Below are 26,057 nucleotides of genomic sequence, written 5' to 3' on the forward strand. Positions count from 1 at the left end.
CTCTTTACCTGTTCAATTCGCCGTCGGCCTGGCATCGACGACCGTGACCAGCCCGAGCGTTGGATCGTCCATCGCCGAGAAGGTCGCGACAGTGCCATTGGCGCGCGCCAGTTCCTGGAGATCCTCGAGCCAGCGCTGGATCTGATCCGTGGTGGCGGTCGACGGCACGGCGAAGCAGCGGGTGCTGCCGGTGTCGATGATCGTCGACGGGCACTGCACCTCAGCCATCACCAGCGACCCATCATGCTCCCTGGCATTGCCGCCGCCCGATCCGCGCAGGTTCGCCGACGACGAGCGCAGCCCGGCCTGAAGCCGCTGGAGATATTGCCGGTTCGCCTCGGTCGATTTGCGGACGAACTCGTTCCACACCTTGCCACGCTGAACTTGAGCCTCTGTGTTGCGATCGACGGCCTTCTTCAGCTGTTCGCCGCATCCCTGGTTGTCGCTCACGGCTTCGGGCTCGGCAGCACCGCCTGCCGGTGTGCGGTCGCCGTTCTGCGCCTTGTTACGGCTGTAATAGGCGGAGACCTTTTTGACGTAGTCCTGGGTCTCGGGAATGTTGGGAATCCGGCCGTTCTGCAGGGATTGGCGATGGGGTCCGGCATTGTAGCCGGCGGCAATCAGGTCATAACGATTGCCGAACATCCCCTGCAGCTGCTTGATGTATTTGACGCCCCCGCGGATGTTGTCGCGCGTGTCGTAGGGATTGACGCCGAGACCAGCGGCGGTTCCCGGCATCAGCTGCATGACGCCGGTGGCGCCGACCGGAGAGCGTGCGGATTGGCGAAAGCGCGATTCCTGCTCGGCGATCGCCAGCGCGAAATTCGGATCGACACCCTGGCGGATCGCCTCGTCCGCGACCATGCGGGCGACTTCCTGCTGGCTATGGGTCCGCTTCGATGGCCCGGCGGGAACGGTATCGCTGGCCATGCCGTCAGTCGAGCAGTCGAGTGGCATACCCGAACCCTGCCCGGGCGCCACGCTGTCCGTCGTTCCGCCCGACGCGCCCTTCACCGCTTGCGTGTCCGCCTGATAGGTTTTGTACCAGTGCTCGGTCGCGCGCTGGATGTCCCGGCGGGCATTGTCGATCACCGGCACCTGCGCGAAGACAGGCGCGGGCGCGAACAGGGTGGCGAGCGCAAGCGCGCTGACGGTCGCCAGATCAGGAAGCCTTGCGGTCTTCATCGGACGCTCCCCCTTCCCAGTCGCAGAATTTCGACAGCCAGTTCTTCGGATCGTCGCCATATTCGTCGAGCAGCATCTCGACTTCGCGGACGGTCTCCTCCCGGCCGGACAGGACCTTGATGAACTCGGGCATGTGGGACATGTTGACGCGCGCGATCACGCTGCTCTTCGCCTGCTTGATCAGCATGAAGCGCGAACTCGGGTCGCCATTTTTCACCCAATCGAACTCGGCCCTGGAGAGGCCGAAATGATCCATGTAAGAGTTTTCGTCGGCCTTCGGATTGGCAAAGAAGATGTTGGTGGACGTCTGCTCGATGATCGTCCGGCTGACGCTCGATTGCACCACGTCATCGGCCGACTGCGTGCCGAAGATCACCAGACCATTTCTCTTTCTGATGGTCTTGAAATAATCCTTCATCGTGCGCTTGAACTCCTCGTCGTCGAGCAGCTTCCAGGCCTCGTCCATCAGGTTGATGATCGGCGCCTTGCCGTCATAGATCGCATCCAGCCGGTGGAACATGTAAAGGAGTGCTGCGGTGCGCACGGGCGGATCGTCGAGGATCGAAGTCATGTCGAAGGCGATCATCGGCCGGGAGATATCGAGATTGTCCTCGGCATTGTCGAACAGCCAGGCATAGGGGCCGTGATCGACCCATTTGTCGAGCCGGGCAATCAGGCTTCCTTCGGTCCTTTCGCTTCCGGCGAGAAGCGCGCGCAGCGACGACAGGCGGCGATACGACCGGTCCTTCGTCTTCAGGACCGACTTGATCGCGTTGCGGATGATCGCCTCTTCCTGCGGCGTCAGGCTCTCGCCTTCCCTTGAGGGCTTCAGCATGAAGCTCAAAAGGCCGTAGAGGAAAACCCGGTTATCCTCGGTGTCGTCGAGAAGCAAAGGATTCCAGCCCGATGGCTCGCCGGGTTCGAGCGTCATGTAGGTTCCGCCGGCGGCGCGCACCATGATGTCGAGGCCGCGATCCTTGTCGAAGACGATCGTCTTCAGCTGCGGACTGACGCGGTAGGCCTGCAAAATCAGGAAGGCCATGATCACGGTCTTGCCGGAGCCGGTCGGCCCGAACACCGTCGTGTGTCCGACGTCGCCCTGGTGGAAATTGAAGAAGAACGGCGTGCCCGACGTCGTCTCGAAGATGGTGATCGCCGGTCCCCAGTGATTGCCGTCCGGCTTGCCATAGGGATAGGCATGGAAACTGCTGAGGCCCGCGCAGTTGAGGGTCGAAATCACGGCGCGCCGGGCGATATAGACCTGATTGCCGGGAAGCTGCGACCAATAGGCCGGCTCGGCGTTCAAATCCTCACGGACATAGGAGGCTCCGAGCGCGCCCAATTCATTTCCAATAAGCGCGACGCCATCGTCGAGTTGCGCCGTCGTCCTGGCAATCGGCATCACGGTCAGGTGGTGCTCAGCGAAAGCGACGCGCTTCCTCGCCAGCTCGTCGCGGGCAATATCGAGATTGGCCTGGACGCTGGAGCCGCCCTCGTCGGCCTTTGACATCTGCCGGTCGAGCCGTTCGATCCGGCTGCGGGCTGCCATGTCGTCGATGAAGGACATCGACTGGGTCAGGACCATCTCGAAAGGCAGCTTCAAGATGTAGTCGAGCATGCCGGCGCCGGTTTCGGGTGGATACTCCTTCAGCGACACCATTGCGGCATAGCGGTCATCCCCGGCGGTATCACCCTCAAGATGGATGGTGCGGTTGCCGATCGACGTGCGCCGCGCCGGCAGCATCTCGTCGATCGGAATGTTGCCGAGCCGGATCGGCCGGACCCGGCCGCCGTTCAGCAGCGTGTAGAAGAACTCGCATTGCTCTGAGAACCAGATTTTCCGGGTGGTTTCGTCGAGCACCATGGTTTCGGAAAATTCGCGAAAAATCGTCTTTCCGTTGCCAAGGTCCACCTGGACACGCTGCACATCGCGCAGCACCTTCGGGCCATAGGCGGCTAGCGACTTTTCGAGCGCCTTGGTGGCTTCGACCAGCCTGTCGCGCATCGAACGGAACTGCTCCTTGCGTACGACATTGCCGCCGATGCCCATGATGCGGGAAAGCGCTGAACCCTTTTTGAACAACGGGCGCACGACGAGCGAGACATAGGTGTCGTTGACGAACATCTCGTTCCTGGAAATGCTCGCCTGATAGACGTCATCAAGGCGCTGGATGAAGGGATCGGTAAATGTGCCTGGCAAGGATGGTGTCACCTTGCGCCTGATAACATGGGTGTAGAGCGCGAAATTACCGATCGACGAAATGGCGCGGAAGGCGGCATTGCGCTGCCGCTGTAGCATGTTGATGGTTTCGATATCAGCCGTTTCGAACGAGAAGCCCGTCAACTTGATAGTCGAAACCAGGCAATCGTTCTTCAGCCGGATAATGCCGTTTTCAATCGGGACATAGAAAGGAACATGGGTCGAGATGCCGCGATCGGCAAAGATCTGCCAGCCCTTCGACAAGCTTCCCTTCAGCGATCGTGCCGTGGTACCCATTGGTCAAGCTCCGTAGGTCCGAATGCCCCCACCCAACCTGCGGCCGAGGGGATTGACGCCGCACAGGCTGAGGCGCCCGACGATGTCGAAAAACCAGAGGTCGAGCTTGACCGTCAGCACATAGAGAATGCCGTGCAGGACGACGAAGGAGACGGGAAACCACAGGATCGATCCCAGCACCATGAACACCATCAGCGAGACGAAGCATTCCGCCAGGAAGTAGGTGTAGGGGATTCCCATCACCGTCGGCGGGCGCGTCAGGGCCAGAATGACCGGGAAGGAATCGATATACTCATCTCCTCTCTCGGCATTGTTACCGGGCGTCGCCATGATCACGTCCCCCCGCCGGCAACGAAGTCGACAAGCTCGGCGGCGGCAAACATGCCGGCAAGGCATCCCGCAACGCGAAGGAGAGCGCCCCAGGACCAGAATCCAAAGGCTGCGGCCATGAACATGCCGATAAAGGCGATCGCCCCAATCGAGCGGCCAAACGAGCCGGTAAAGAACTGCACCAGCCTGTCGGCACCCTGTTCCAGGGCCTTCAGGCTCTGCGCGGCGGCCGGTTCGTATTGACTGACGAACACGACCATGGTCGCAAGCAGCAACATCCAGACGTGGGCAATCCATCTGCGCTTGATCAGGGAACGGCAGACGATGCTGCCGTAAAGGACTGCCACTGCGATCGTGTTCATTGAACCACCTCTTCCTTGACGATTTTGACTGCGCCGCCGAATTGGGCCGCCTTCTCCGTTTGGTGAAGGCGAGCGTCCGGCGAGAGCGGGTCCGGTACTGAGAAGACAAGCATCGGGGATTTCGCCCGGTCGGCAGGGCCTGTGCGGCGTGGACGGTCGGGCTCGGGCCGGGATGACGGTCCGTCCCCTGGGGTCGGGGAGATTGGCACCGCGCCGGTGTAATAGCCTACGACACGCGTCACATAGTCCGCAGTTTCCCGGATCAGCGGCAGGGACCGATGGATATCGACCCGGGGCTCGCCGGCGTTGTAGGCCGACGCGATGAGCACCGGGTTGCGATATTTGTCGATGAGGATACGAAGGAACCGGACACCGGCGCAGATATTCTGCTCGGGGTCCGCCAGATCCTTTACACCGAAGGCTTCCCCGATCTTCGGCATCACCTGCATCAGGCCGACGGCTCCGGCAGGGCTGACCAACCCGGGATCGAAGCTGGCGTTCTCCGCCCGCATGATCGACAGAACCCAGTTCGGATCCACCTCCTCCTCGGCCGCGATCGCCACGGCGAGCTTCGCATAGTCTTCTGGCACGCCTGAAAGAAGGTCGGGCCGCGGTACACCTGACGACCGTCCGACATCGGCAGACGGTACGGTTGCCGGATCGATGAGCGGACGGGCTGAGCCTGGATCGAAGGAGAAGGCGCTGATGGGCGAGAGCACGGCGCGTTCCCGCCGAGCTCTCGCCCTACCGGCCGCTTCTCCCGGGAGGCTTGAATTGTCGTCGGCAAATTCCGCCCCTGCCGGATCGATCAGGGACAGCTTTGCCGTGATCATCCCCACGTCCGGGGTTGCCCCGAAGCGTTCGTTGAAACTGGCCAGGTTGATTGTCGGCAGCAACGCCGTCTTTTCCGGCCATCGATCGGCGGAACCTGAAGACAAGTCGGTCGGATCGACAATTTCTGTCCCTGCGGGGAGGCTGCTGTCGGCGGCGTTGGTCGCGAACCCGGTGACCAGAAGCGCGGATGTCACGGCAGGCCAGGCGACGCTTCGCGGTCGCCGGAGTCGTGGTTTCTTCACAGAAGATGTCGGGCTGTGATCCATATCCGAACCAGTCCAAAATTATACTTCGGTATAAGATTTTGAACTGCATTGCGGCTTGAAAATCAACCACAAAATATCACTGGAGTATAATTTTCGAAAGCACCGGTAACGCCCACCAGAAATTTTGCAAGAGATTCAATCGTGTAGACGCGACCATGGGTCAGGCTTCCATCGATACTCGATCTGCTCACGGTCGCCGAGAATGCGCGCCAGCCGTACAGCTGTACCACCTTTCACCAGCACCGAACCGGCTTCGGCCCCGGACCGGCTGCCATAGATTCGGCATGTGAAATTCGGCAATTCCCGCTGAGCCCTGGGCGCCGGCCAGCACGTATAAACCTGATAGCGATAGCCACCAGAACCTGTCGCCAGATCACGTGAGACCTGCTGCACGGGGCCGAGACGATTGCGTCCGAACTCGGTGCCATGTTCCAGCTGGCACTCGACGATATCGCCCGGATAGTTCCTGCAGGCGGTGAGGCTGAGATAGGCGAACGGCGCGGGCGGTAGGGGGCGCGGCGCCTGCTTTAGCTGTCCACATGCGGACAGGGGGATTGCGATTGCCAACGGTCCCAACAATGCTGTCGAAATGCGCACGGTTCACCTCCTGGTTTCCTGCTGATATCCGGCCTGTTCGAGGGCTACGAGAAAGAGATCGCTGGCCAGCCTGCAATAGGGTGACGAGGCCTGCGCCATGTGCAGCCCGGTCAGCACCAGCCCGAGGCCGGCAATGGTCGCAACAACCTCCCCCAGATCGGCGTTAAGACTGTCACGAAACATCTCGCGCCCCTCATGTCCCTTGACGACGATCGCATAGTCGTTGCGCGCAATGCTGTGCCACAATTCGAGGGTTCCCGTTTCGCCGCCACGGCTTTCCGTGTCGCAGACGAGCATCATCACGTAATCCGGATGCGGCAGGTCGCTGTCTTCGATCAAGGTGCCGCCATGAAATTCCGTCAGCGTCGCGGCCGCAGAAAACAGCAGCAGGCGCTCGTTGACCAATAGCCGCCGCCGTCCGAGACGCACGAAGCCATTCATGACAGCCGAGCGTATCAGGTGCGGCACAAGGCTCTCCTCGCAATGCTCACAAATCGACACCAGCTGGTCGCTCCGCACGGCGAACGCGTTGTGAAAACGATCGACGACGAAGCGCTTGATATTCTCGGTGCGACCACCGAACGACTCGACAAACGCAGACGCACCGAACTGCGCCCATGGCTTGTTCAGTTCATCGCTATCAGCCAGAACCCCGGCCGCCCCAACCAAGCTCGACGGCCCGACAACGATGCCGGCGGAGCGGGTCTGCGCACCGCAGTCCGGGCAATCGACGCAGACCGGAACCTTGTACCCTTCCTTCGTCAGTAGGGATCGACAGCTTGTCAGATGAGCACCCGGGGTTTCTGATTGATTTCGCTTCGCTGTCAGCAGAGACCGAAGACCTATGAGAAATCTTGATCGACAATTTCGACCTTTGTCGACTATTTATTATACTCTAGTGTAATTTTGTCAGCCAGATGCAATCGACGCAATCGCGAAGACGGCCACCGAAATAGGGTAGCCGACCGCCGCATTGCATCCAAAACCGCGGCAACCTGCGATCCACAACCAACGTTTGGGCACGGCAGATCGAAAATGACCCGTAAATTAGCGACGAACATATGAGAAATCGGATCCGGCTAACACCGGAGAGACTGACCTACAAATACACAGGCTTGCTCTTCGGGTGGCCTCTTCTGATCGTTGCGAACGTGGTGCTGACATGGGCTTGCTATCCGGGAGGAAATCTACGATGCCAGCACGATCATCGTATGGCGTAACCTGTTCTCGGTCATCACGGTGATTTGGGGAGTCCTCGTGGTCGTCGTCAGCCTTGGCGATACCGGAAATGGTGCGCTATGCACGATTGGCCGTACCGTCATGCCGCTTGCCGACGCCCTGGTCATTGGAAAGCGGATACGTCGATATGCGCACCAGCGCGCCCTACTCGGTCCTAGGGCTGAATATGAAGCCTATCTCGAGCGGGAAAGACAACGCGGGGCCGAGGCCGCGGCAAGAAAAGAGCGGGAGGCAATCGAAGGGCCGCGTTACTCCCTTCCATGGAACCGAAAAACCGATCCATTCCTGATGAGGCGATATGTGGAAGTTCTCGTAACGATCGGATGGGTTGCGTTCTATTGGCTCCTTGTCGCCCTCTTCTGGAATGCCATGCCCTTTTTTCTCGTTGTCATTATCGCAGTCCTTGTCGTGATCCTGACGGTTCAGTCGGTAGTCATTCTCGCCGCCGTCATTCTGACGACAAAGCCGGCGGATGATCTGTTGAAGAACGCGGACCGGTTGATTACCCCGTTTCGCAGAAAGCGCCGCTAGAGCAGACGGGTTCTGCCCTCGCCCCAACAGACTTGCAATCCTGCAACCGCAGGGCTTCACCATCCGTTCGGCCATCGGCTTCCCTTGCCGACAGCAAGCACTGCTCGAACCGCACCGCGGTCAGCAATCGTCGCGTCGTCAAATGCGGCTCTGCCGACGCGCCCGTTTACCCAATCGCGCAATTGCAGGTCCACTGATCTGCCTATTCGTCCATGCGCTCATACGCCGAGGCGCCGAACCTCTCGATCGACCACCCGCATATCCACTTATTCACCTATCCGCGCATACACGGAAATGCTTATTCGCGCATGAACGCAAGCACCGATTGGCAGATGCGCCTGGGCGCTCATTCGCCTATTCACCAAACCACTCATTCGCCGAAACGCCCCATTGGCGCAAACACGAAAGCACTGATTTGCTCATAGGCGCATAGGCGCATCCGCCCATTCACCTATTCGCCGATTGGCTTATACCCTGATCTGCGGAATCTCTCATTCACCAGAATGCAGGCCCCTTCCCGCTGCGGCCGGAGACGCTGGCGCTCCCTGCCACAAACCAGCCACGCCCCTCCTCCTACCGGCCCGGCACCTGTCCATCCCATGTCCTGTTTCGTGTTCTGACCGAGTGGGAAAGTCAGTTTTTTGGCAGTGCTCGATCGCCTTGGCGACAATCGCCCTTCGGGCGAAACGGCTATTGGTATACCAATAGCCTATCCTGCCATCTCTCACCAAACCGGTCTGACCGCCGTGCCCGAAGCGCCCAAGCTGTTGCGGGTCATCAGACAAAGCAACAGCGATCACAGGCTCAGGCCTGTGATCCGCGCCGGAGGAATAGCGCGGTGGACAGACCGGTTTGGTGAGAGATGCTGAAGCGAGCCGTTGTCGCGAGACGCCGGGATGGCCGTGACCGAAGAGAACGGACGTCGATGGCGCACGAGCGATGAGACGGCGAGCGCACTGCAGGAGAGGAGAATCACCTGAAGCGAATGCCTGAAGCATGAGGGCGCAGCGTAAGGTGATCCTCCTCTCCGTGTTGTTTGGGGAAGTCGCGGCAGCGTCCATTTAGCGGCCCGAAAGGCCGGGCGGGTCTCGACCCGCACCGTAAGGAGAGGGGGGTTTGAGGGGAGAGGCGGCAAGTCTCTCCCCTCAAGACCGCCGGGCTGGCTCGATGCCGGTAAGCGGTCAAGCTCGCAGAATAGACGAGAGACGGCAAGAGCCGCCTCTCGTCTCGCGTCAATCATAGACGACGCGTGCGATGCTGATGGCGATGCCCGCCTCATTACGAATGGAGCGCGCGATCGGGGCGAGCGTGCCCAACTCGTCATCCGCGAGGGCTACAAGGCGCGGATAGCTGACCTCGATGCCGTCGCAATCAGCGGAGAGCGCATTATGCCATTCGCCGCCGTTCACACGGTACTCGTGAGTGTCGAAGTCGATTTCGAGATCATCGAGCAGCGCGATCCGGAAACGCGCAAGGCATTCCTCTTCGCCATGACGCTGGACGGTGGCGAGGCCTTCTTCGTCCGTGTCATTGGCGAGCTGGCGCTCCAGCGCCATGATGGATCGAACGCGCGCCGTTGCACATGCCAGCTCCTCGGCGAGCCTGTCATGCAGTTCCAATAAGAATTGGTCCGCGCAGCCGATGCGATTGGCAAGGACGATAAGCCTGAAACCCGCAAGCACTGCGAGTTGATGGACGTAGTACCAGTCATCGGACATATCAGTGTCTCCTTTCTGTCGCTGACGAAAGGAGGCCGCACCGTAGCCGCGAGGGGTCAGGGATCGCGGAACGCGACCGCCAGCGGCGGCAAGCGGAGGAACCGATTTTCTGGCGATGGCCCGAAGGGACGGCGGCTGAAAATCGGAGGGGCCGCGCAGTCCTTGATGCCGGAGTGGCGGGTGCACAATGCGACGTCAGAGAGAGATAGACCACGGCGCCGGCGGGCGCCGTGTCCGTATCCGGCGTTCAGCCGGCCATGCGCTCGATCCTCGGCCGTGGTCGCGGAAACTTCGCGCCCGGTGCGGAAGCCGCGAGAGGGGCGTGACCCGAATGGGCGGAGACCGCTTGCGGGCTCCGTGAGCGACGGCGAATAGCACCGTCCGCCGCAGGCGGCTTGCCCGGATCATCCGGCGACAACCCATCATCAGTATGAATCAATCGGGACCGACCGATTCAAATATGTCGTTGGACGCCGAGTCGGTCTTACCCGATTCTCCGTTTCATGATTGCGCAACGCTACCAGCTTTATGTCGAACGCATCGACGCCAAGAAAAATATGGCCCGGTATTATGCCATGTCGATCGAGCCCAACCTGTTCGGCGAGGCCTGTCTCGTCCGCCGATGGGGTCGTATCGGCGCCACCGGCCAAAGGCGGGAGCATCATTTCGCGCGGGAGGAAGAGGCGGTCAGGCTGTTCCTTCAGCTTCTGCGAAAGAAACGGTCGCGCGGATATAGGCCGAAACCGCAGATCCGCCAGGATAGTCCGGCTGATCATTAGCCAAGGAGCACCGTGGAAGCCGACGCCATCCTCGTGTCGATGGCATGGGATCGAAACAGGAGTGGTGTCCACGGGCAGCCGCCTTTCCAAAGGAACGCCGCATGATCTTACAGCTCTTGATGGCCAAGTGAAGCTTCGGGCGTGAAGCGTCGGTCGACCCGGCGCGTCGGGCCCGGCGACATGGCAAAAGCCGCCTCAGAAGGGCGGCTCGACGTCGATGACACCCTCCTGTTCGGCCATGATCACCGCCAGCTCGGCACAGGCGAGTTCCAGCTCGACCTCGATCTCGCGGCGTTCGCCGGGGTATACGGCATTTCGCAATTCGGCCCGCAGCTCTTCAATGTGTTGTTCCAGAAGCATCGTCGTCGTCTCCTTGACGTTTGTGAAAGACGATGCATGCGGTCATGGGGGCGTGGCGGGATCAGGGATCGCGGAACGCGACCGCCGGCGGCGGCGAGTGGGGGTGCCGATTTTGTCGGAGTGCAGGGAACCGGAGCGCAGGCAAAATTGGGGGCACCGCTCGTCCTTGAGGCCGTCATGCGCCCGTGACATCCTCGGACGGACTGAGCAGACATTACCTCTCCGTACCGCACCCAAACGCGGAGATGGGCTCGATGCCCGTCTTCGGGTCATCTGTCGCCCGCCTACGTGAATATCTGTGGAGATCCGGGGTTTTGCGAACGATTTGCCACCGCGTGTCGATGACAGGTCCGGTCGGCAATGGCAGGGATTCTGCATCTGACACAATGCGGAGAAGAAAATGACCACAACCAACGAAATTGCCGACAAGATCGCGGCAGAACACAGCCTTACCAAGGTGCTGGCCAAGTCAATCGTCGAGGCGGTGATCGCTTCGATCACGGATGCTGCCGTTGCCGGCAACGAAACTAGCCTACCCGGCTTCGGAAAATTCAAGGTCAAGCACACGCCGGAGCGTGAGGCGCGCAACCCGGGTACCGGTGCAACGATCAAGGTTGCCGCGGCCAAGAAGCTGGCCTTTACGCCGGCGAAGGCACTGAAGGATGCGCTGAACAAGTAATCTTGCTGGCCAAGCAAAAAAATAGCCCGGCGCCGTGCCGGGCTATTTTCGTTTTCGGTGTGCGTCAGCGGGCGGATGTCCGCTCAAGAACATCCTGGATGATCGTGTCGCTGACTGCGTGAAGGGCTTCGCGGGCATGGTCATCCAGCAGCTTGTGAAGAATGCCGGATGCCAACGGGATGAAGTCGAAACTGCGTGCGATTGCTGCGCTGCGCAGTTGCGACAGTGTTTCGAACTCCCGGTAATCCGTACCCAGCCAGAGTTCAAGTTCCTCGCCCTCGGCGTCCGGAAACGCTTGGAGGAAGAACGTCTGAAGCGGACGGTCGTAGCCGATGATGGCATCCGGATCGGAATGGCGGGATGCGGTCCTGGTGACGGTAATCGTGTAGCGGCTCATGGCGGCCTCCTTTGGAATTGGGGATGCCGGCCCCGATTGCGGGGCCGGCGATCCGGTTCAGGCCGGGCTGTTCCAGAGGATGACCTTCTTGCCGGGTTCGCCACCGGGCGCCGGGGCGACGTTACCGAAGATCACGCCGATCTCGGGCGCTTCGAGCTTCGTGGAGATGTATTCCTCGCCGGTCTGGCGGGAGATGCGGTTCCAGCCTGCGCCGATCTCAAAGCCGGTCTTGCGATGGATGATGCGGTAGTCGGGGGCTTCTTCGCTCGCCTTGCTGGCGTTCGGGATGAGGGCGATCGGGGCATTGACCCGGATGGTGGCGAAGACGCCTTCGAGAGTGCCGTCGGTCTTTTCGGTAAGGGTTGCGATCGTGGTAGCCATGAGATTGTCTCCTTTGTTGCATCGGGACCATTCCCGATGGCGCCCGAAGAAGGGGCCGCGCCGCAGGCGTCACCGGAGCTTAAGCGAAGGGGAACCCCCTTGCGGGGTTGACGCTGATGGCGGCCGGTCCCTTAGAAAGGCGACATAAAGAACGGGAATGGTCCTGGATTGCGACGTCGGCAGGAGACCTCGCCTTGGCTACCTTTGCGGACCCGATGAGTGCCGCGCTCGTCGCTTGCGTCGGTGGGTGTCCGGGACAACGAATGCAGGCCTTCAACCAGGTGGACACGGCGCGAGCGATCAGCACCGTTCCAGTCCCATCGTCATTATCATAGAAGGCTTCGGTCGGTGTGGCACCTGATATGCCATGCGCTCTGGTGCGACTGCAGCTCGGGTGAAGTGAGATCACAACTGCGGTTTGATTGCGGAGCGTCGCTCTCGCGCCGGTAATGATCAGGAAAGGGAAACCTGCCGAAACAAGTCGGCATTGCGCCGACGATCCGATCGCCGGAGATGTCCCGAACGATGACCGCTTCGATTTGTCGCCTCAATCGAGTCTGTTGACCCGCCCGGTTCGGCCACGCGCCTCGGCAAACAGTCTGGCGATCTTCACCATGAACGGTTTGCTGAAGCGGCCGAGGATGTCCTGATCGGGCTCGATGTACCAGGAGCGTTCGACGATATCGTAATTGTATTCGTCGGCCATGATCCAGCACTGCTTAAGATCGCTCAAGCCCGCACGCTTGCGCTCGATTTCGGGGATCTCCAGAGCGATCCGGCCCGTCTGCGGCGGTTGAGTGGTAATAGCGAGAAGGGCCAGATGCGTGTTGCCATCGGCGGCACTTCGGATGGCGATGACGACGCAGACAGGCCGCTGCTTGCGGCCCTCGGTTTCGCCGCGCTGCTGCTGCCAGGCCCAAAGGTAGGGATAGGAGATGACCTCGCCGGGCCGGAATTCATGGCTCATCGTCGTAGCCTTCGCCGCGCGCCAGCCGATCGAGCGCCTCGTTGAATAGTTCCGCATGCTCGGCGGGCATCTCCGAGATATGATAGGCACGGCGGGGATCACCGCCGGTGCGCATGCGCTCATAGTGTTCGTAGCTCATCAGCACGAAACGCGGCTTCTTGTGCCGGGTGAGCATGACCGGCTCGCGGCTCGCGGCATCGGTGATATCGCCAATTTGTTTATTCAAGTCGCCTGTCGTGAACTGCTTCATCGCTGTCGATCTCCAGTACCTTTCTCCATATAATCCAATTTTCCCATGTTTTCCATATTTTTCGATCTTCGGAAACGGCGCTCATGCGCCGTCTCCAGAAGCCTGCCAGACCGGGATGCCGAGCCGACGCGCCTTGTCGGCAAGATTGCCGGTGATCCCATTCCCGGGAAAGACGATCAATCCCGCGGGCATGGCCGAGAGCATGTCGTCGTTGCGCCGGAACGGCGCGGCCTTGGCGTGCCTGGTCCAGTTTGGCTTGAAGGTGATCTGCGTCACCTTGCGGGCTTCAGCCCAGCAGGCGGCGATCCGTTCGGCGCCCTTCGGCGAACCGCCGTGCAACAGCACCATGTCGGGATGCTTGGCATGCGCCTGATCGAGCCTGGCCCAGATCCGCTCATGATCGTTATAGTCCATGCCCCCGGCAAATGCGATTTTGGTGCCGGCCGGGATCAGCACCTCGGTCTCGGCGTGGCGTCGAGCGGAGAGAAAGTCCCGGCTATCGATCATCGCCGCCGTCATGTTGGCGTGGTTGACCTTGGAGCCGGTGCGCGGTCGCCAAGACGAACCGGTCTGCGCCTCGAACAGATCGGCCGCGTAGTCGCGCATGAACTCGAAGCTATTTCTACGCTCCAAAAGCGTGATGCCTTCGGCGATGAGGCGTTCGAGTTCGACGCTCTTCACCTCCGAGCCGTCCTGCTCGCGCTGGCCGGTGCGCTGTGCCTCCTCGTTGCGATCGAGTTCGCGCTGGATGCGCTCTCCGGCGCGATGGAAGAGATTGGGGATCGACCAGAACAGGTCTTCGAGATCTGGCTCGAGGCGGGTGTCACCGAGCATCTCGGCGAAGGCATCGAAAATGGCGGTGATCGACGACTGGACCTGTGGTTCCTCCGGCAATGGCCGCGGATCGGGCTCGTCCTGGAAGGGACGATAGCCGAAGATCTGCATCTCGTAGATGAAGCGGTCGGTCGGGGAGGATGCGTGGTGGGGCTCGAAGGTGTCGTCGGGGTGAAGGATCAGGTCCATGGTGGTCTCCGTTTGGTGGGCCGCGCCTCTCGCGGCCTGACGGCGGACCCGGTCACGTGGGTCGAGGCCGGAACCGCAAGCGAAGCGAAGCGGCCCAGCGAAGCGCCGGGCGGCGGAGGGAGGGTTTCTTGGTCCGCGAGGAATGACGGACCGCGCCGCGGTCTGGCAGGGGAAGAAACCTGACCGACCCGCTGAAGGCCGGAGGCCCGCGTGGTAAGGGTCGCCTCTCGGCAGACCCGCGGGCGCGCCCACTCGGGGAGCCGGCACCGCGGACCGTCCTCCCGCCCTCGCCGGCTCCGCCCCTGCCCCGCCCCGCCGCCCTCATGCGGGCAGACATGCCATCGCGTCTTCAGGGACCAACTGAGCCCGAAGGCTCGCCGTCAGTCGGTCGGAACCCAGCCAGCGCAGATCCTCATTGAAGTCGCCGAGCTCCGGCGACAGAACCAGCGGCAGGATCCCGCTTTCCTGTGCCCTGCGGCTCAATCCCGCGATCCCGTGCCGGCCGGCGGCATCCGCATCGGCGGCGATGTAGAGGCGCCGGCATCCAGGTGGAAAGTTGAAGGCCGCGAGATGATTGGCCGTCAAAGCGGCGACCATCGGCATGCTGGGCATCACATGCGATAGCGACAGCATGGTTTCGAGGCCCTCCCCTGCCGCCATGACCGGCACAAGATCGTTGGTCGGAAATCGAAAGCGGACGGCATTGCCGAGAAGACCGCCAAGCGCGCGACGGGGATCGTCTACCTTGGCCTTGCCAGCGCCGTCGGGATCGAGCCAGCTGCGATGCACACCGGTTATCGCTCCAGCTGTGTCGGTCACGGCAGCGATCAGAGCCGGATAGCTTGTCGTGTGGCCGGTGACGAGATCGCGATAGTAGCAGGACGGATGGAACCGCAGCGCCGTATGCGCGGATGCTCGCAGGATGCCGCGCTCGCGCAGATAGGAGTCGGCCAATGTGTCAGCCAGCGGCTGTGTCATCCGAAACAGACGCCTGGCTCGCTCAGACGCCGGCTGCTCGACCGTCGCAGAATTTCGGGTATCCCTTCTGCAAGACGATACAGGCTGCGGTCGAGGCAGGCTGAGGAACTGGCGCGCCTCTTCGGCAACGTCGCGGAAATCGACGAGGCCGCAGGTCTCGCGGATCAGATCAAGCAGATCACCAAACTGGCCCGTCGCCGCATCCGTCCATCGGCCGACGCGCTGGCCGACCAGATGCACATAGAGGGACCGGCCCTTGTTGTTGGCGACATCGCCGACGAGCCAGTAGTTGCCTGCGCGGCGACCGGCGGAGAGATAGTGGCGGCAGACCGCCTCGGCATGCTGCGCGAGATGGCCTGCCAGGTCGGCGGCGGAGACCATGACAAACCTCCGTCACGACCGGCGCGCGATGTCGATGAGGCGATGACGCTGCATCAATTTCGACAGGATCACCGCACCCTCGTCTGTGACAGGCACGAAGAAGCGCAGCTTCCAATTGATCATCTCGGAGAACAGGCCGATCGACCGCAACCAGTCGCGCATGCCGTCGGTGAAGCCGGTGAGCTCGACGCGGTAGTCGTTCATCACCCGCACCCGCCGCAGCGTCATATCGCCGGCGAGCCCGACGATCGAGGATCCGTCGACCAGCGATGCCCAGGCCTGATCCGGCGAGATCACCATGGTTTGATCGATCCCGAAGTTGCGGCAAAGCCCGGCCAGCCGATCCGGAGCGATAACACGGCCGACGATCCGTTCGCCGTCATCTGTCTGCAGACGCCGCACGCGGCAGAAATCCTGGGGCAGGAGTTTCCAGATCGGCAGCAACAGCCCACTGACGATATGCATCGTCGAGGTCGAGAATTCGGGCACCGCAGCCACCTCGGCATCCCAGGCATCTGAGAAGACCCTTTCGTCGGCTTCTTCCCAGCTCGTCTCTTCGAGCTGCCGGACTTCGAAGCGGAGCTCGTCCATCGGCCGGATCAGCGACACGCGCGGCTGAATAGAGCCGTCGTCCAGCATGATCGAGCGGGTCGGGACCATCACCGCCGGCCGGCCCGACTTGCCATTGATCATCAGCTTGGCACGAGGATCCTGCTGCACAAGGCTCTGAACCTCCTCGAGCCGCATCGATGCATTGCGATCCCGTCGTTCGATGGTCAAGAGGTGCGATTGCGCGCCGGTGACGGGATGGGTGTAGATTAGCCGGCGGTCGGTGACCGTCATGCTATCGGCGGTAATTGTCTCAAGTCCTTTATCATAAATGCCGGCGGCAATCGCGCCTTCGATACGAGCGGCCAACAGCTGCTCGAAGGCCTCCAACAGCACATTTTGCATGGCGATCGTCAGCGCCAGCATGCGATTGAGGAAGGTCTGGATCGGCGGCAGCTCGTCCTTCAATCCGCCCTCGTCCGATGTCAGCGACAGGCCGGTGATGGTTTCAAACATGTCGAGCGAGCAGCCGTCGATCCGGCCGGCATGCAACAACCCGTAGAATTGCCGCAAGGCGTCGCGGGCATATTGGGATTCGAGATTGTCTTCGGACCGGAACATCCCCTGCCCGCCGGTCTCGCGCTGACCGCGGGTGATGGCGCCGAGCGTGTCGAGACGGCGTGCGATGGTCGAGAGGAAGCGCCGCTCCGCCTTGACGTTGGTGGCGATCATCCGAAACCGGGGCGGCTGTTTCTGGTTGGTACGATGGCTGCGCCCAAGCCCCTGGATCGCCACGTCGGCACGCCAGCCCGCTTCCAGAAGGTTGTGAAGACGCAGGCGCTGATTTTTGGCGGCAAGATCCGCGTGATAGGATCTGCCGGTTCCGCCGGCATCGCTGAAGACAAGAATGCCCTTCTCGTCATCCATGAAGGCGCGGGCCTCATCGAGATTGGCGCTGCCCGGCCGGTTCTGCACGGCATAGCGGGCAATAGAGCTGCTGTCCTCGCGGGAGACGATGCGGCGGGAGCGGCCGGTGATCTCGGCTACCTTCTCGGTTCCGAAGTGCTGGACGATCTGGTCAAGGGCCGTCGGGATCGCCGGCAGGCTGCCTAAGGTTTCAACGAGCTCGTCACGCCGACGTTCGGCCTCCCGGCAGATGACAGGGTTACCATCCGCGTCGTGGACCGGGCGGGAACTCAGACTGCCCTCGGCGTCGGAGAATTCCTCGAAGAGCTGCACCGGGAAGGAGTGCATGAGGTAATCGATGACATATTCCCGCGGCGTTACGTCGACCTGCAGATCGCCCCATTCCTCGGTCGGGACCTGCGCCAACCGGCGCTCTGTCAAAGCCGCTCCCGTCGAGACGAGCTGGATGATGGCAGCATGACCATCGTCCAGATCTGCAGCGGTTGCCTTGAGCAGGGCCGGCGTCTTCATCGAGGTCAGAAGGTGATTGAAGAAACGCTGCTTCGAGCTTTCGAATGCCGAGCGAGCAGCCGCCTTGGCGTTTTTGTTCAACGTTCCAGTTTTGCCGGTTATTCCGGACGCCTCCATCGCAGCATCGAGATGATTGTGGATCACCTGGAACGCCTCGGCATAGGCGTCGTAGATGCGGACCTGTTCCTCGGTCAGCTCGTGTTCGAGGACCTCGTATTCGACGCCTTCGAAGGAGAGCGAACGCGAGGCATAAAGCCCCATGGCCTTGAGGTCGCGGGCGAGCACTTCCATCGCCGCCACACCGCCATCCTCGATCGCCGCGATGAACTCGGAACGGGTCGGGAAGGGAAAGTCGCTGCTACCCCAAAGACCGAGGCGCTCGGCATAGGCAAGCGACTCCACTTCCGATGCGCCGGTTGCCGAGACATAGACGACACGGGCATCCGGCAGGGCACGCTGCAGGCGGAGCCCTGCCCTGCCCTGTTGCGATGCCACCTTATCGCCACGCTCGGTCTTGCCGCCGGCGGCATTGGCCATGGCGTGGCCTTCATCGAAGATGATAATGCCATCGAAGCTTATTGCATTCCCAGTCGCGGCTTCGCCGCTTCCCGCCTCTTGACCGAGCCAGTCGACGATCTGCTGCACGCGCGATCGCTTACCCTCACGCTCGTCGCTGCGCAGCGTCGCAAAGGTCGTGAAGAGGATGCCCTCCTCCAGCCTGATCGGCTTGGCCTGCCGAAAACGCGACAGCGGTGTCACCAGCAGCTTTTCTTGGCCCAACGCGCTCCAGTCGCGCTGGGCGTCCTCGATCAGCTTGTCGGATTTTGAGATCCAGACATGCCGCCGGCGGCCCTTCAGCCAGTTGTCCAAAATGATGCCGGCCGCCTGGCGGCCCTTGCCGGCGCCTGTTCCGTCGCCGAGGAACCAGCCGCGACGGAACCGGACAGCATGTTCTGCATCCGATGCGACCGCCTTAAGATTGTCAAAGGATGCATCGACGCTCCAGTGTCCGGTGAGATAGCCGGAATGAGCTTCCCCCGCATAGACAACGCTCTCCAGCTGAGCGTCGGATAGATCCCCGCTGGTGACGATGCGCTTCGGCAGGTGCGGGCGATAACTCGGCTTCGGCGGCGCGACGGATGCCATGGCAACGGATTCGACCAGCCTGTCGGGATGCGGTTTTGCATTGGGGATGTGGATCGATTGCAGCCGATAGGCCTCGTAGATGCCCTCAGCGCCATTGGTCTCATCCTTGGGCTGAGCGTCCCGCAGCTCGTATGACAGTTCGATGATTTCATCATCGGCAGGTATGGGACGCACCGTTGCTGCAGGCTGAGCCCGCCCTCCGACCTCGTGGCGATGCAACGTGGCGCTTGCTGCTCGACGCGTTGTGTCCGCGCGCAGGATACGGCTGCGGGGTGCTCCATTGAAGTTCAGCGTCGTCAGGGGCGCACGCGTTGGGAGGTCATGGATCCAGGTCAGTAGCGTTTCCAGATCGGACGCGGTGCCTCTCGACGTTGCGAGCTTCGACGGATCGTCGGCCGGGATCTTGTCGATGACGATCAGGCGCGTTTCCATCGTCGTGCCATGCCGGGCGTAGATGCTGCCGTCGATCGCCGCAGTGAACAGCAGCGTCCCCTGCCCCTGAAGGCGAACGAAAGCATCGCGCCATACGGAATTATCGGGAGAAAGACTGGACCCCGTGATCGCGACCAACCGACCGCCGGGGGCAAGGCGAGCGAAGGAGGAGGTCAGATGCCGCCAGGCGGCGTCGGCGACACGACCTTCGACATGAACACCGGCGGAGAATGGCGGGTTCATCAGTACGACCGTTGGTCGGACGGAACGCTCGAGGTAATCGTCGATACGCGCGGCGTCGTGTTGCGATACCGGAACGCGAGGAAAAAGCTGCGCCAACAGCGAGCGCCGGACAGCCGCATAGTCGTTAAGCGCCAGGCGCGCGCCCGCGAGCTCCGCAAAGATCGCCAGCAGACCGGTTCCAGCCGACGGTTCGAGAACCGTGTCAGCGGCCGTGATGCCAGCAGCACGGGAAGCGACATAGGCAAGCGGGATCGGTGTCGAGAATTGCTGCAGAGCCTGGCTCTCCTCGGACCGTCGGCTGTGGGTCGGCACAAGGGTTGCCAGCCTCGTCAACATCGCGAGCGTCGATCGAGGCGATTGGCCCCGGGAGACAATTGAGCGGAATTTGCGCAGGAACAGGACCTGAGCGGCCTCTGCTGCTTCGTAGGCGTCCTTCCAGAGCCAGAGGCCCTCGGCGTCGCTCCCGCCAAGAGCCTCCATCATGAGCTGTCGCAGGTCGCCCGAAGTGACGGCTTTACCATGCTCCAGACGAGAGGCGATTTGTTCGGCGGCTTTGAGAAGTGCCTCAGCGCCGGTTTTGGTCTCAAGGCGCGGAGAGGCGGAAACGGTTTGAGAATGTGAGATGATATTCATCGAAGGATGCTCCAGGAGTGAGGAAAGAACGGCCGAGCCCAGCGCCCTGCCGAAGGGTCGGAGGAGCGAAAATCTGGGCAGCCAGGGAAGAATCGGGAATCGCCGGCCGAAATTGTCGGCGATCATCAGTGCTCAGGTTGCCGGGCTAACAATGAAACTGGTGGGATCGTCGGGATCGGGCGGCAGGTAGGCGTCGTATGGATTGCAGTCGGCAAGATGGCCGAACGGCGTGAAGACGTATTCGCCGTCACTGCGGCCGACGGCGCAGAGCACGTAACGCGGCTCGCGTGTGGCGGCATCGAGGCATTCCATGAGAGCAAGATTGCCATCGGACGCGGCGCGCAGCAGCGTGTCGAAGTTTGTGCGGGCATGATCGGGGATAGCCATTGGGGTGCTCCAGACAGAAAGAGACCCGGCGTCTGACCGGCTCTCGGATGACAACGATGCGATTCGCGGATGCGGGGGGCCCGAGCCAAGCGCGCATGAACATGTCAGGAGGCGCTCTCCAGCAGCTTCTTCGCTTTGCGTTCGAGTTCGAGGCGCGTGTCCTGGTTGGTTTTCGTGCGCGCCAGCGCGGTGATGCCCTGCACGAAATCGAAGATCGATTCCGGCGGCCTCCCCTCCTCCGACAGAACCATCTCGATGACCTTGACGGTCTCGCCTTTCGAGAGGCCTCGCCGACGCAGGAAGGTTTCGCGGTCGTCGTCCTTGCGCGCGACGATCCGCTCGCGCGCCGCCTTGATGCCGGCGATGAATGGCGCCGGCGAGGAATTGGCGAAGCTGGTCAGCGCGGGTGCCGCCTCATGCGCAAAGCGCTGGGCGGCGAACTTCGAGTGCCGGATGGTGATCTCCTCGAAATTCTCCGTGCCCCACAAATTTCTGTTGGCGCAGACCGCCCGCAAATAAAAGGAGGCGATGCCGAGCGTCTTCGATCCGACCTCGGAGTTCCAGGCGTAAAACCCGCGGAAGTAGAGATCAGGCTCGCCGTTCGGCAATCGCCCGGCTTCGATCGGATGGGTATCGTCGACCAGGAACAGGAAGACGTCCCGGTCGCTGGCATAGAGGGTGGTCGTGTCCTTGGTGATGTCGACGAACGGATTGTGGGTCATCGTCGCCCAATCCAGCACACCAGGTACTTTCCACATGGTGTCGCCAGTGCCATTTCCGGCGATCTTCATGACCGCCGAGACCAGTTCGTGATCCCAGATGCGGCCATATTCCGGTCCGGTGACGGCCCGCAGTTCCAGGCGACCGTCGTCCATCTCGAGCGTCTTGATGAGCTCGGCACGGTGATTGAGCAGACCATGCTGCAGATTGATCGCGGCGAGCGGCGCCGGCAGTTGCCGCATATAGGTGGCGGGGGCGCCGACCAGGCTGCAAAGCTGGCCGTAACTCCAATGGGTCGGCGCGATCGCCTGACGCTGACCTGGAACGAGAACCTCAAGCCGCTCGGCATTGTCGCGTGTGGCCTCGACGCGGATCGCAGCGCTTTCGATCGTTCGGGCATAGGCCCGCTCGGCTCGGGACCGGACGGTATCGTACAAATCAGTCAGCGACAGGAAGCGTTCGTCATCGGGGCGCGAAAACCATTCCGAAGAGACGCGGCCGATGCGTTCGCCGCGGGAGATGTCGACCCTGAAGCCCGAGGAAGCGGACCGGGCATCGTGTGTTAAAGTGTTCATGGGAGTCTCCTGAAAAAACAAGCGCCCGGCGCTGTGACCGGGCTGGGTTGGGGAAGTGAAATGGCTGATGGTCGATCAGGCAGGATGGAGGCGCTGATGCGCTGCCCGGATCGCCGCAAGCGCTGCCTGGAATTCGGCATTGCCGACGAAGTCCGAGACATCCATCGTCGTCGCGATCGTGAGGCAGGCGGTGCGGATCTCGTCGTCGGTTACGGCCGCCGGCGAAAGCGCTCGGAAATTGTCATCGACCTCCAGTACGGCGGCGATCGCATTACGAACCTGCTCTTCCTGCAGCCGGCCGAGAACATGGGTCGCCTTTGGCGGACCCACAGGCTCATCGGGATCCGGAGCGTTGCCAAGGATGGCCTCACCACGCGCTATCTCCCAGGCCGAGCGGGCAAGCCAGTCGGGCGACGGAGGCCGTGCTGCTCGCGCGTCGTCGAAGAAGATCTTCAACAGGCCGAGCAGGATCTCGAAATGACGTGCACGCCGCTGGACAGCTTCATCGAATTGCGAGGGCACCGGGACTGACGGCCCGTTGTAGGCGCTATCGGCGCCTTCCCAGACGCCGGTGATATGAACCTCGCCGGAGGAATCGTAGTCTTTCTCGGCGAGATCCCAATTGTCGTCGTCGACGGCGGCCCGGCAGGCGGCCTCGAGCGTGTCAGCCGCATAAGTTCCATGCCGAAAAACCGGCAGGTGATAGGTGGATTCGATCGTAAAGTCGGGCATTGAAATGCTCCTGAATATGGAAGCGGCCCGGTCTCCTTTCGGAGCCGGGCCGTTGGTTGAACTGGGAAGACAGTTATTCGGCGGCGTCGAGATGCCGTTCTTCGTTGACTTCGTCAGTCGCAGCCCCCGTTATCAGTCAGGAACGCTGGGAGATCGGAATTGCCGCTCCCGGCTGCATCACCGCTCAGAATCTCTGCGTTTTCGCACGTCGCGTCGCCGACGGAAGCGACATCTGTAACGAGACGGAGAGGCTCCGGACGCCAACCACTACCGGCCATTAACCGTTCGGCCTCGCGGGCCATGTCGGTCTTCTTGAGGTGGCCGATCAGCTCTGCCGCCTGATCGCCCTTGGCCTCCCGGACCGCCTGCAGAATGTGCGCCTTGGTGACACGGCCGAGATAGTTGTCGGCAGTCGGTGTCCAGCCGGCTTCGACCATGTCGAAACCGATCGAGCGGGCCAGCTGATCGGCATGCGCAATCGCGCGGGTGCGCTTGTTCCAGGGTTCGATCACCGCGTTGACCGAAAGCGAGGCGCAATGCGCAAACAACGCCTGCCGGCTGACCTCGTCGAGCGTGATCAGGAAATCCCAGAGATCGTTCGGATCCTTAGGCAGATCCTGTCCCCAGCCTTCGTGCCGCTGATCGATCTCCTTCGCCCAGACCGTGTCGCCGAGCCCCGGCGTCTGGCTGAAGCGGGCGCTTTGCAGCGTCACCTCCAAGCATGAATCCGAGCCGTAGAGGTAGAAGGTCTTCAGGACGAAAGCATGCAGGACCGCGAGGAAGGCGATCACAGGATCGTTCGCGAGCGCATTGCGCAAAGCAATTGTGCGCGTCGCCGTCAGATCGAGGATCAGGCGATCGGGAAGCGGCTTGATCGTTTCGTCCTCGTCGTCCGGTTGGGTGCTCTCGCCGTCGGCGTCCCCGGTTGCCGGAAGACTACTGCCATAATCGGCACCACCGTTGGCATCAGCTGACGGATCGGCCTCATCCTTCGGTTCATCCTCAGGTCGCACGAAGCCCCGCTCAATCTTGAGCTCGCCACCGGCGCCGAGCGACACAAAAACACCCCCGCGGGCGACCTGCTCCGGATCGAACACATATGGCCTGTCAATGAGCTGATCGAGTTCGCTTCCAAGCTCCTCCAGTTTCTGTTCGGTCGCTTCCGAGTACTCGTCTGCCTCCGCATATTCTGCGTCGAGCTTGTCGTATTCGGCGCGGGTGGCATCATAGCGGGCCAGTTCGTCTTCTGTCATTTCGGCCTGCTCGCCATAAAAGCGGCGCAGACCGGACGTGTGACCGTAGGGGAAATCAAAAGCGGCTTCGACCCACTTCCAGCCTTCGCTCACGCGGACCGCCTCGGCGTCAGCCTTCAGCTTCTCCATCACGAGTTGCTCGAGCAGTGCCGGATCCTGCAGCCAGCCGCCCTGATCCTGGTCGAACAGATCGCGCATGGTCACGCCACCGGCCGCTTCATAGGCCTCGATACCGACATAGACGGCGCGGCGGTCGCTAGCGCGGATGGCGGTCTCTGTCAGCAGCCGGCGAACATAATAAGGTTCACGGCTATGCGAACGCGACACCGTATCCCAGACCTGCTCCTGGCGAACATGGTCGTTGGTGATCGAGAAGGCCATGATCTGCTCGAGCGTCATCTCGTCTTCGGCATAAAGATCGAGAAGCCGCGGCGAGACGGAGGCCAGCCGCAGGCGCTGCTTGACGGTGGCAACCGAGACGAAGAAGCGCGCCGCGATCTCCTCCTCGCCAAGCCCCTGCTCCCGGAGAGTTTGGAATGCGCGGAACTGATCGAGCGGATGAAGGCTGACGCGCTGAACGTTCTCGGCGAGCGAATCCTCGACCTCCAGCGTCTCGCCCTTGCTGACGATGCAGGGAACACCGGCGGTTTTGGCCAGCCGCTTCTGCGCTACCAGGCGTTCGAGGGCACGATAACGGCGCCCGCCGGCGGGGATGCGATAGATGCCGGTCTCGTTGCCATCGCCGTCGAGTTCTGGGCGGACATTGAGGCTGGTCAGCAGACCGCGATGGGCGATATCTTCCGCCAGGTCCTCGATCGAGACGCCCGCCTTGATCTTGCGGACGTTCTGCTGGCTGAGCACCAGCTTGTTGAAGGGAATATCCCGGGCTGCACTGAGGGTGATTTTCTGGATGGCTTGTGCCATGTCCGTTTCTCCGTGACGGACCGGCCGGAGCCTCTCTCCAACCCTCTCAATCCGTCACAGCTCCCCTTCCCTCCTCTTCCTCTCTGCAACCGCTCCCCATGCGAATTCGCCCTTGATCCGCGCCGTTCCCTCCCCACATTGCGGCTGTCACTTGTGAAGAGGTCATTCGAGTATGCATCAGTTTCTGGAAACGACCTTTGGGCCGGACGAGCTGGAAATTTTGGACGTTGTGCTGGAGGAATGGAGGGCGCAACGCGGTTTTGCAAAGGACAATCCGGATGTCGAGCTTGCGGCAGCTGTGATGCTCAACCTGTTTCGCGAGGGAAACCGAACAATCGAAAAGCTGAAGGCAGCTGCGGCCGAGCACAGAGCATTGTCTGAGCTGTGACGGCAATCAGGCTGGTGAGCTAAGCACATCCCACGGCTCCGGAAACCCATACGAGGAACTCTGGCTTAGCTGCAGGTCGAAGCGCATCGACGCCGGGGGAGTCACGAACACCCTCGGGTCACGGTGAATGTCAGCAGCCGAACGCTATTGGAAAGGGGGCAGTGTGACACTCTCGCGAGCAAACGAAGAGTCGCCCATTTATTGAATGATACGTTCAGCGCTCGAACCGCTCCAGCATCCTCTTGAGTTGTGCATTTTGCAGCTGAAGCTTGCGCGCGAGTTGGTTCCGGAGCAGCTTGATTTCTTCGTCAAGGCTGATCGTGTCGTCAGAATCGGAGGGAGCGGCTGTAGAGGGCGGCAAAACAGCTTCAACCGGCTCCCCTGACTTGGTCAGTTTCCTGCGCTTTCGCGTAACACCTTCGCCAGTCTGGGAGGGTTTTGGTGCTTCGCGTGCGACCGTACCGGGCTCATCGGACAAGGCCGGATCAGCCGCCTCCGCGCGCCTAGCGTCCTCGCTATCGGCCGTGCCATGGATACTGCTTGCGGTTTCGTCGGAATGATCCGGGTCCGCTGACACCGCCTCCGATTGTTCGTCGGCGACCGGCTTTTCGTCGACCGGAGGCGCTGCGGTGTTCAATCCGATATCGCCAGCCGTTTCAGTAGGGTTGGCGATGGCCAACATGTCCGGCTTCACATCATCGGTCGAGCCATGTTCCTGGCGCTGCTGACGTCGCGGTGACACCAGCCGAGCAAGAAGTTTCCACGGAGACGCCATTTATTCGACCTCGTATTCTACCCCGCACGGAGGCAGTCGGCGAAAGCGCTGGCGGGAGGTTTAACTGCCGCCAACATGTTCGTTTCGATATAGCCTCGTGAATGCGGCC

Annotated in this window: 25 protein-coding genes and 1 pseudogene; 5 read left to right on the forward strand and 21 right to left on the reverse strand. The window is 61.6% G+C overall.

Annotated features, from left to right (window positions below):
* Nucleotides 1–12: 12 nt before the first annotated feature.
* The 7 genes from I8E17_RS32755 to I8E17_RS32785 form a co-directional block, all read right to left on the reverse strand.
* On the reverse strand, nt 13–1,185 hold the full coding sequence (locus tag I8E17_RS32755; protein ID WP_209159811.1) for a lytic transglycosylase domain-containing protein: 1,173 nt from the start codon (nt 1,183–1,185) through the stop codon (nt 13–15).
* Entirely contained in the window at nt 1,163–3,682 is a 2,520-nt protein-coding gene (locus I8E17_RS32760; protein ID WP_209159812.1) for a VirB4 family type IV secretion/conjugal transfer ATPase, read from the reverse strand. The genes I8E17_RS32755 and I8E17_RS32760 overlap by 23 nt, the downstream gene beginning before the upstream one ends.
* 3 nt (nt 3,683–3,685) lie before the next feature.
* Nucleotides 3,686–4,012: a VirB3 family type IV secretion system protein gene (locus tag I8E17_RS32765; protein ID WP_209159813.1), complete on the reverse strand. Its 327-nt coding sequence runs from the start codon at nt 4,010–4,012 to the stop codon at nt 3,686–3,688.
* 2 nt (nt 4,013–4,014) lie between these two features.
* Nucleotides 4,015–4,374, reverse strand: coding sequence for a TrbC/VirB2 family protein (locus I8E17_RS32770; RefSeq protein WP_209159814.1), 360 nt, complete (start codon nt 4,372–4,374; stop codon nt 4,015–4,017).
* Nucleotides 4,371–5,450 carry a transglycosylase SLT domain-containing protein gene (locus I8E17_RS32775; protein WP_229002287.1) on the reverse strand — a complete coding sequence of 360 codons (1,080 nt, stop codon included), beginning with the start codon at nt 5,448–5,450 and terminating at the stop codon, nt 4,371–4,373. Before I8E17_RS32775 ends, I8E17_RS32770 begins: the two co-directional genes overlap by 4 nt.
* 159 nt (nt 5,451–5,609) lie before the next feature.
* Nucleotides 5,610–6,071 (reverse strand): hypothetical protein, encoded by a 462-nt coding sequence (locus I8E17_RS32780; protein WP_209159816.1) that lies wholly within the window; start codon nt 6,069–6,071, stop codon nt 5,610–5,612.
* Between the two features lie 3 nt (nt 6,072–6,074).
* Entirely contained in the window at nt 6,075–6,539 is a 465-nt protein-coding gene (locus tag I8E17_RS32785) for a hypothetical protein (protein ID WP_229002288.1), read from the reverse strand.
* 15 nt (nt 6,540–6,554) lie between these two features.
* Between I8E17_RS32785 and I8E17_RS32790 the strand changes: the two genes are divergently transcribed.
* Both I8E17_RS32790 and I8E17_RS32795 read left to right on the forward strand, forming a co-directional pair.
* Nucleotides 6,555–6,839 carry a hypothetical protein gene (locus I8E17_RS32790; RefSeq protein ID WP_229002289.1) on the forward strand — a complete coding sequence of 95 codons (285 nt, stop codon included), beginning with the start codon at nt 6,555–6,557 and terminating at the stop codon, nt 6,837–6,839.
* Between the two features lie 489 nt (nt 6,840–7,328).
* A complete protein-coding gene (locus I8E17_RS32795) occupies nt 7,329–7,841 on the forward strand; it encodes a hypothetical protein (RefSeq protein WP_209159817.1) in 513 nt (170 codons plus the stop codon).
* Nucleotides 7,842–9,073: 1,232 nt separating this feature from the next.
* Here I8E17_RS32795 and I8E17_RS32800 read toward each other — a convergent pair.
* Nucleotides 9,074–9,559: a hypothetical protein gene (locus I8E17_RS32800; protein ID WP_209159818.1), complete on the reverse strand. Its 486-nt coding sequence runs from the start codon at nt 9,557–9,559 to the stop codon at nt 9,074–9,076.
* Between the two features lie 503 nt (nt 9,560–10,062).
* Here I8E17_RS32800 and I8E17_RS32805 point away from each other — a divergent pair.
* Nucleotides 10,063–10,338, forward strand: coding sequence for a WGR domain-containing protein (locus tag I8E17_RS32805; RefSeq protein ID WP_209159819.1), 276 nt, complete (start codon nt 10,063–10,065; stop codon nt 10,336–10,338).
* A gap of 195 nt (nt 10,339–10,533) precedes the next feature.
* On the opposite strand, the gene I8E17_RS32810 is transcribed toward I8E17_RS32805, so the two are convergent.
* Nucleotides 10,534–10,698, reverse strand: a complete 165-nt coding sequence (locus I8E17_RS32810) for a hypothetical protein (protein ID WP_209159820.1) — start codon at nt 10,696–10,698, stop codon at nt 10,534–10,536.
* Nucleotides 10,699–11,098: 400 nt separating this feature from the next.
* Between I8E17_RS32810 and I8E17_RS32815 the strand changes: the two genes are divergently transcribed.
* The gene (locus I8E17_RS32815; protein WP_209159821.1) at nt 11,099–11,377 is read left to right on the forward strand and encodes an HU family DNA-binding protein; all 279 of its coding nucleotides are present in this window, start codon (nt 11,099–11,101) and stop codon (nt 11,375–11,377) included.
* A 64-nt stretch (nt 11,378–11,441) separates the two neighbouring features.
* Here the strand turns inward: I8E17_RS32815 and I8E17_RS32820 are convergent, their stop codons facing one another.
* From I8E17_RS32820 to I8E17_RS32870, 11 genes and pseudogenes are all read right to left on the reverse strand, one after another.
* Nucleotides 11,442–11,774: a hypothetical protein gene (locus tag I8E17_RS32820; protein WP_209159822.1), complete on the reverse strand. Its 333-nt coding sequence runs from the start codon at nt 11,772–11,774 to the stop codon at nt 11,442–11,444.
* A 57-nt stretch (nt 11,775–11,831) separates the two neighbouring features.
* Entirely contained in the window at nt 11,832–12,155 is a 324-nt protein-coding gene (locus tag I8E17_RS32825) for a DUF736 family protein (protein ID WP_037115718.1), read from the reverse strand.
* A 547-nt stretch (nt 12,156–12,702) separates the two neighbouring features.
* Complete coding sequence (locus I8E17_RS32830) at nt 12,703–13,122, reverse strand: hypothetical protein (RefSeq protein WP_209159823.1); 420 nt, start codon at nt 13,120–13,122, stop codon at nt 12,703–12,705.
* Complete coding sequence (locus tag I8E17_RS32835) at nt 13,112–13,372, reverse strand: type II toxin-antitoxin system prevent-host-death family antitoxin (RefSeq protein WP_209159824.1); 261 nt, start codon at nt 13,370–13,372, stop codon at nt 13,112–13,114. The genes I8E17_RS32830 and I8E17_RS32835 overlap by 11 nt, the downstream gene beginning before the upstream one ends.
* A gap of 81 nt (nt 13,373–13,453) precedes the next feature.
* On the reverse strand, nt 13,454–14,395 hold the full coding sequence (locus I8E17_RS32840) for a DUF2493 domain-containing protein (protein ID WP_209159825.1): 942 nt from the start codon (nt 14,393–14,395) through the stop codon (nt 13,454–13,456).
* Between the two features lie 321 nt (nt 14,396–14,716).
* Nucleotides 14,717–15,754, reverse strand: coding sequence for a toprim domain-containing protein (locus tag I8E17_RS32845; RefSeq protein WP_209159826.1), 1,038 nt, complete (start codon nt 15,752–15,754; stop codon nt 14,717–14,719).
* Nucleotides 15,755–15,766: 12 nt separating this feature from the next.
* On the reverse strand, nt 15,767–20,194 hold the full coding sequence (locus tag I8E17_RS32850) for a bifunctional class I SAM-dependent methyltransferase/DEAD/DEAH box helicase (RefSeq protein WP_209159827.1): 4,428 nt from the start codon (nt 20,192–20,194) through the stop codon (nt 15,767–15,769).
* A gap of 132 nt (nt 20,195–20,326) precedes the next feature.
* On the reverse strand, nt 20,327–20,581 hold the full coding sequence (locus tag I8E17_RS32855; protein WP_209159828.1) for a DUF6117 family protein: 255 nt from the start codon (nt 20,579–20,581) through the stop codon (nt 20,327–20,329).
* Between the two features lie 104 nt (nt 20,582–20,685).
* Entirely contained in the window at nt 20,686–21,876 is a 1,191-nt protein-coding gene (locus tag I8E17_RS32860) for a DUF932 domain-containing protein (RefSeq protein ID WP_209159829.1), read from the reverse strand.
* Nucleotides 21,877–21,951: 75 nt separating this feature from the next.
* Nucleotides 21,952–22,608 carry a hypothetical protein gene (locus I8E17_RS32865; protein WP_209159830.1) on the reverse strand — a complete coding sequence of 219 codons (657 nt, stop codon included), beginning with the start codon at nt 22,606–22,608 and terminating at the stop codon, nt 21,952–21,954.
* A gap of 73 nt (nt 22,609–22,681) precedes the next feature.
* Nucleotides 22,682–24,785: pseudogene (locus I8E17_RS32870) on the reverse strand (ParB/RepB/Spo0J family partition protein).
* A gap of 172 nt (nt 24,786–24,957) precedes the next feature.
* On the opposite strand from I8E17_RS32870, the gene I8E17_RS32875 reads away from it, so the two are divergent.
* A complete protein-coding gene (locus I8E17_RS32875) occupies nt 24,958–25,173 on the forward strand; it encodes a hypothetical protein (RefSeq protein WP_209159831.1) in 216 nt (71 codons plus the stop codon).
* Nucleotides 25,174–25,387: 214 nt separating this feature from the next.
* On the opposite strand, the gene I8E17_RS32880 is transcribed toward I8E17_RS32875, so the two are convergent.
* The gene (locus tag I8E17_RS32880) at nt 25,388–25,948 is read right to left on the reverse strand and encodes a hypothetical protein (protein ID WP_209159832.1); all 561 of its coding nucleotides are present in this window, start codon (nt 25,946–25,948) and stop codon (nt 25,388–25,390) included.
* Nucleotides 25,949–26,057: the final 109 nt, after the last annotated feature.

This window comes from Rhizobium sp. AB2/73 (genome assembly GCF_020871915.1).
Taxonomy (GTDB): Bacteria; Pseudomonadota; Alphaproteobacteria; order Rhizobiales; family Rhizobiaceae; genus Rhizobium; species Rhizobium dioscoreae.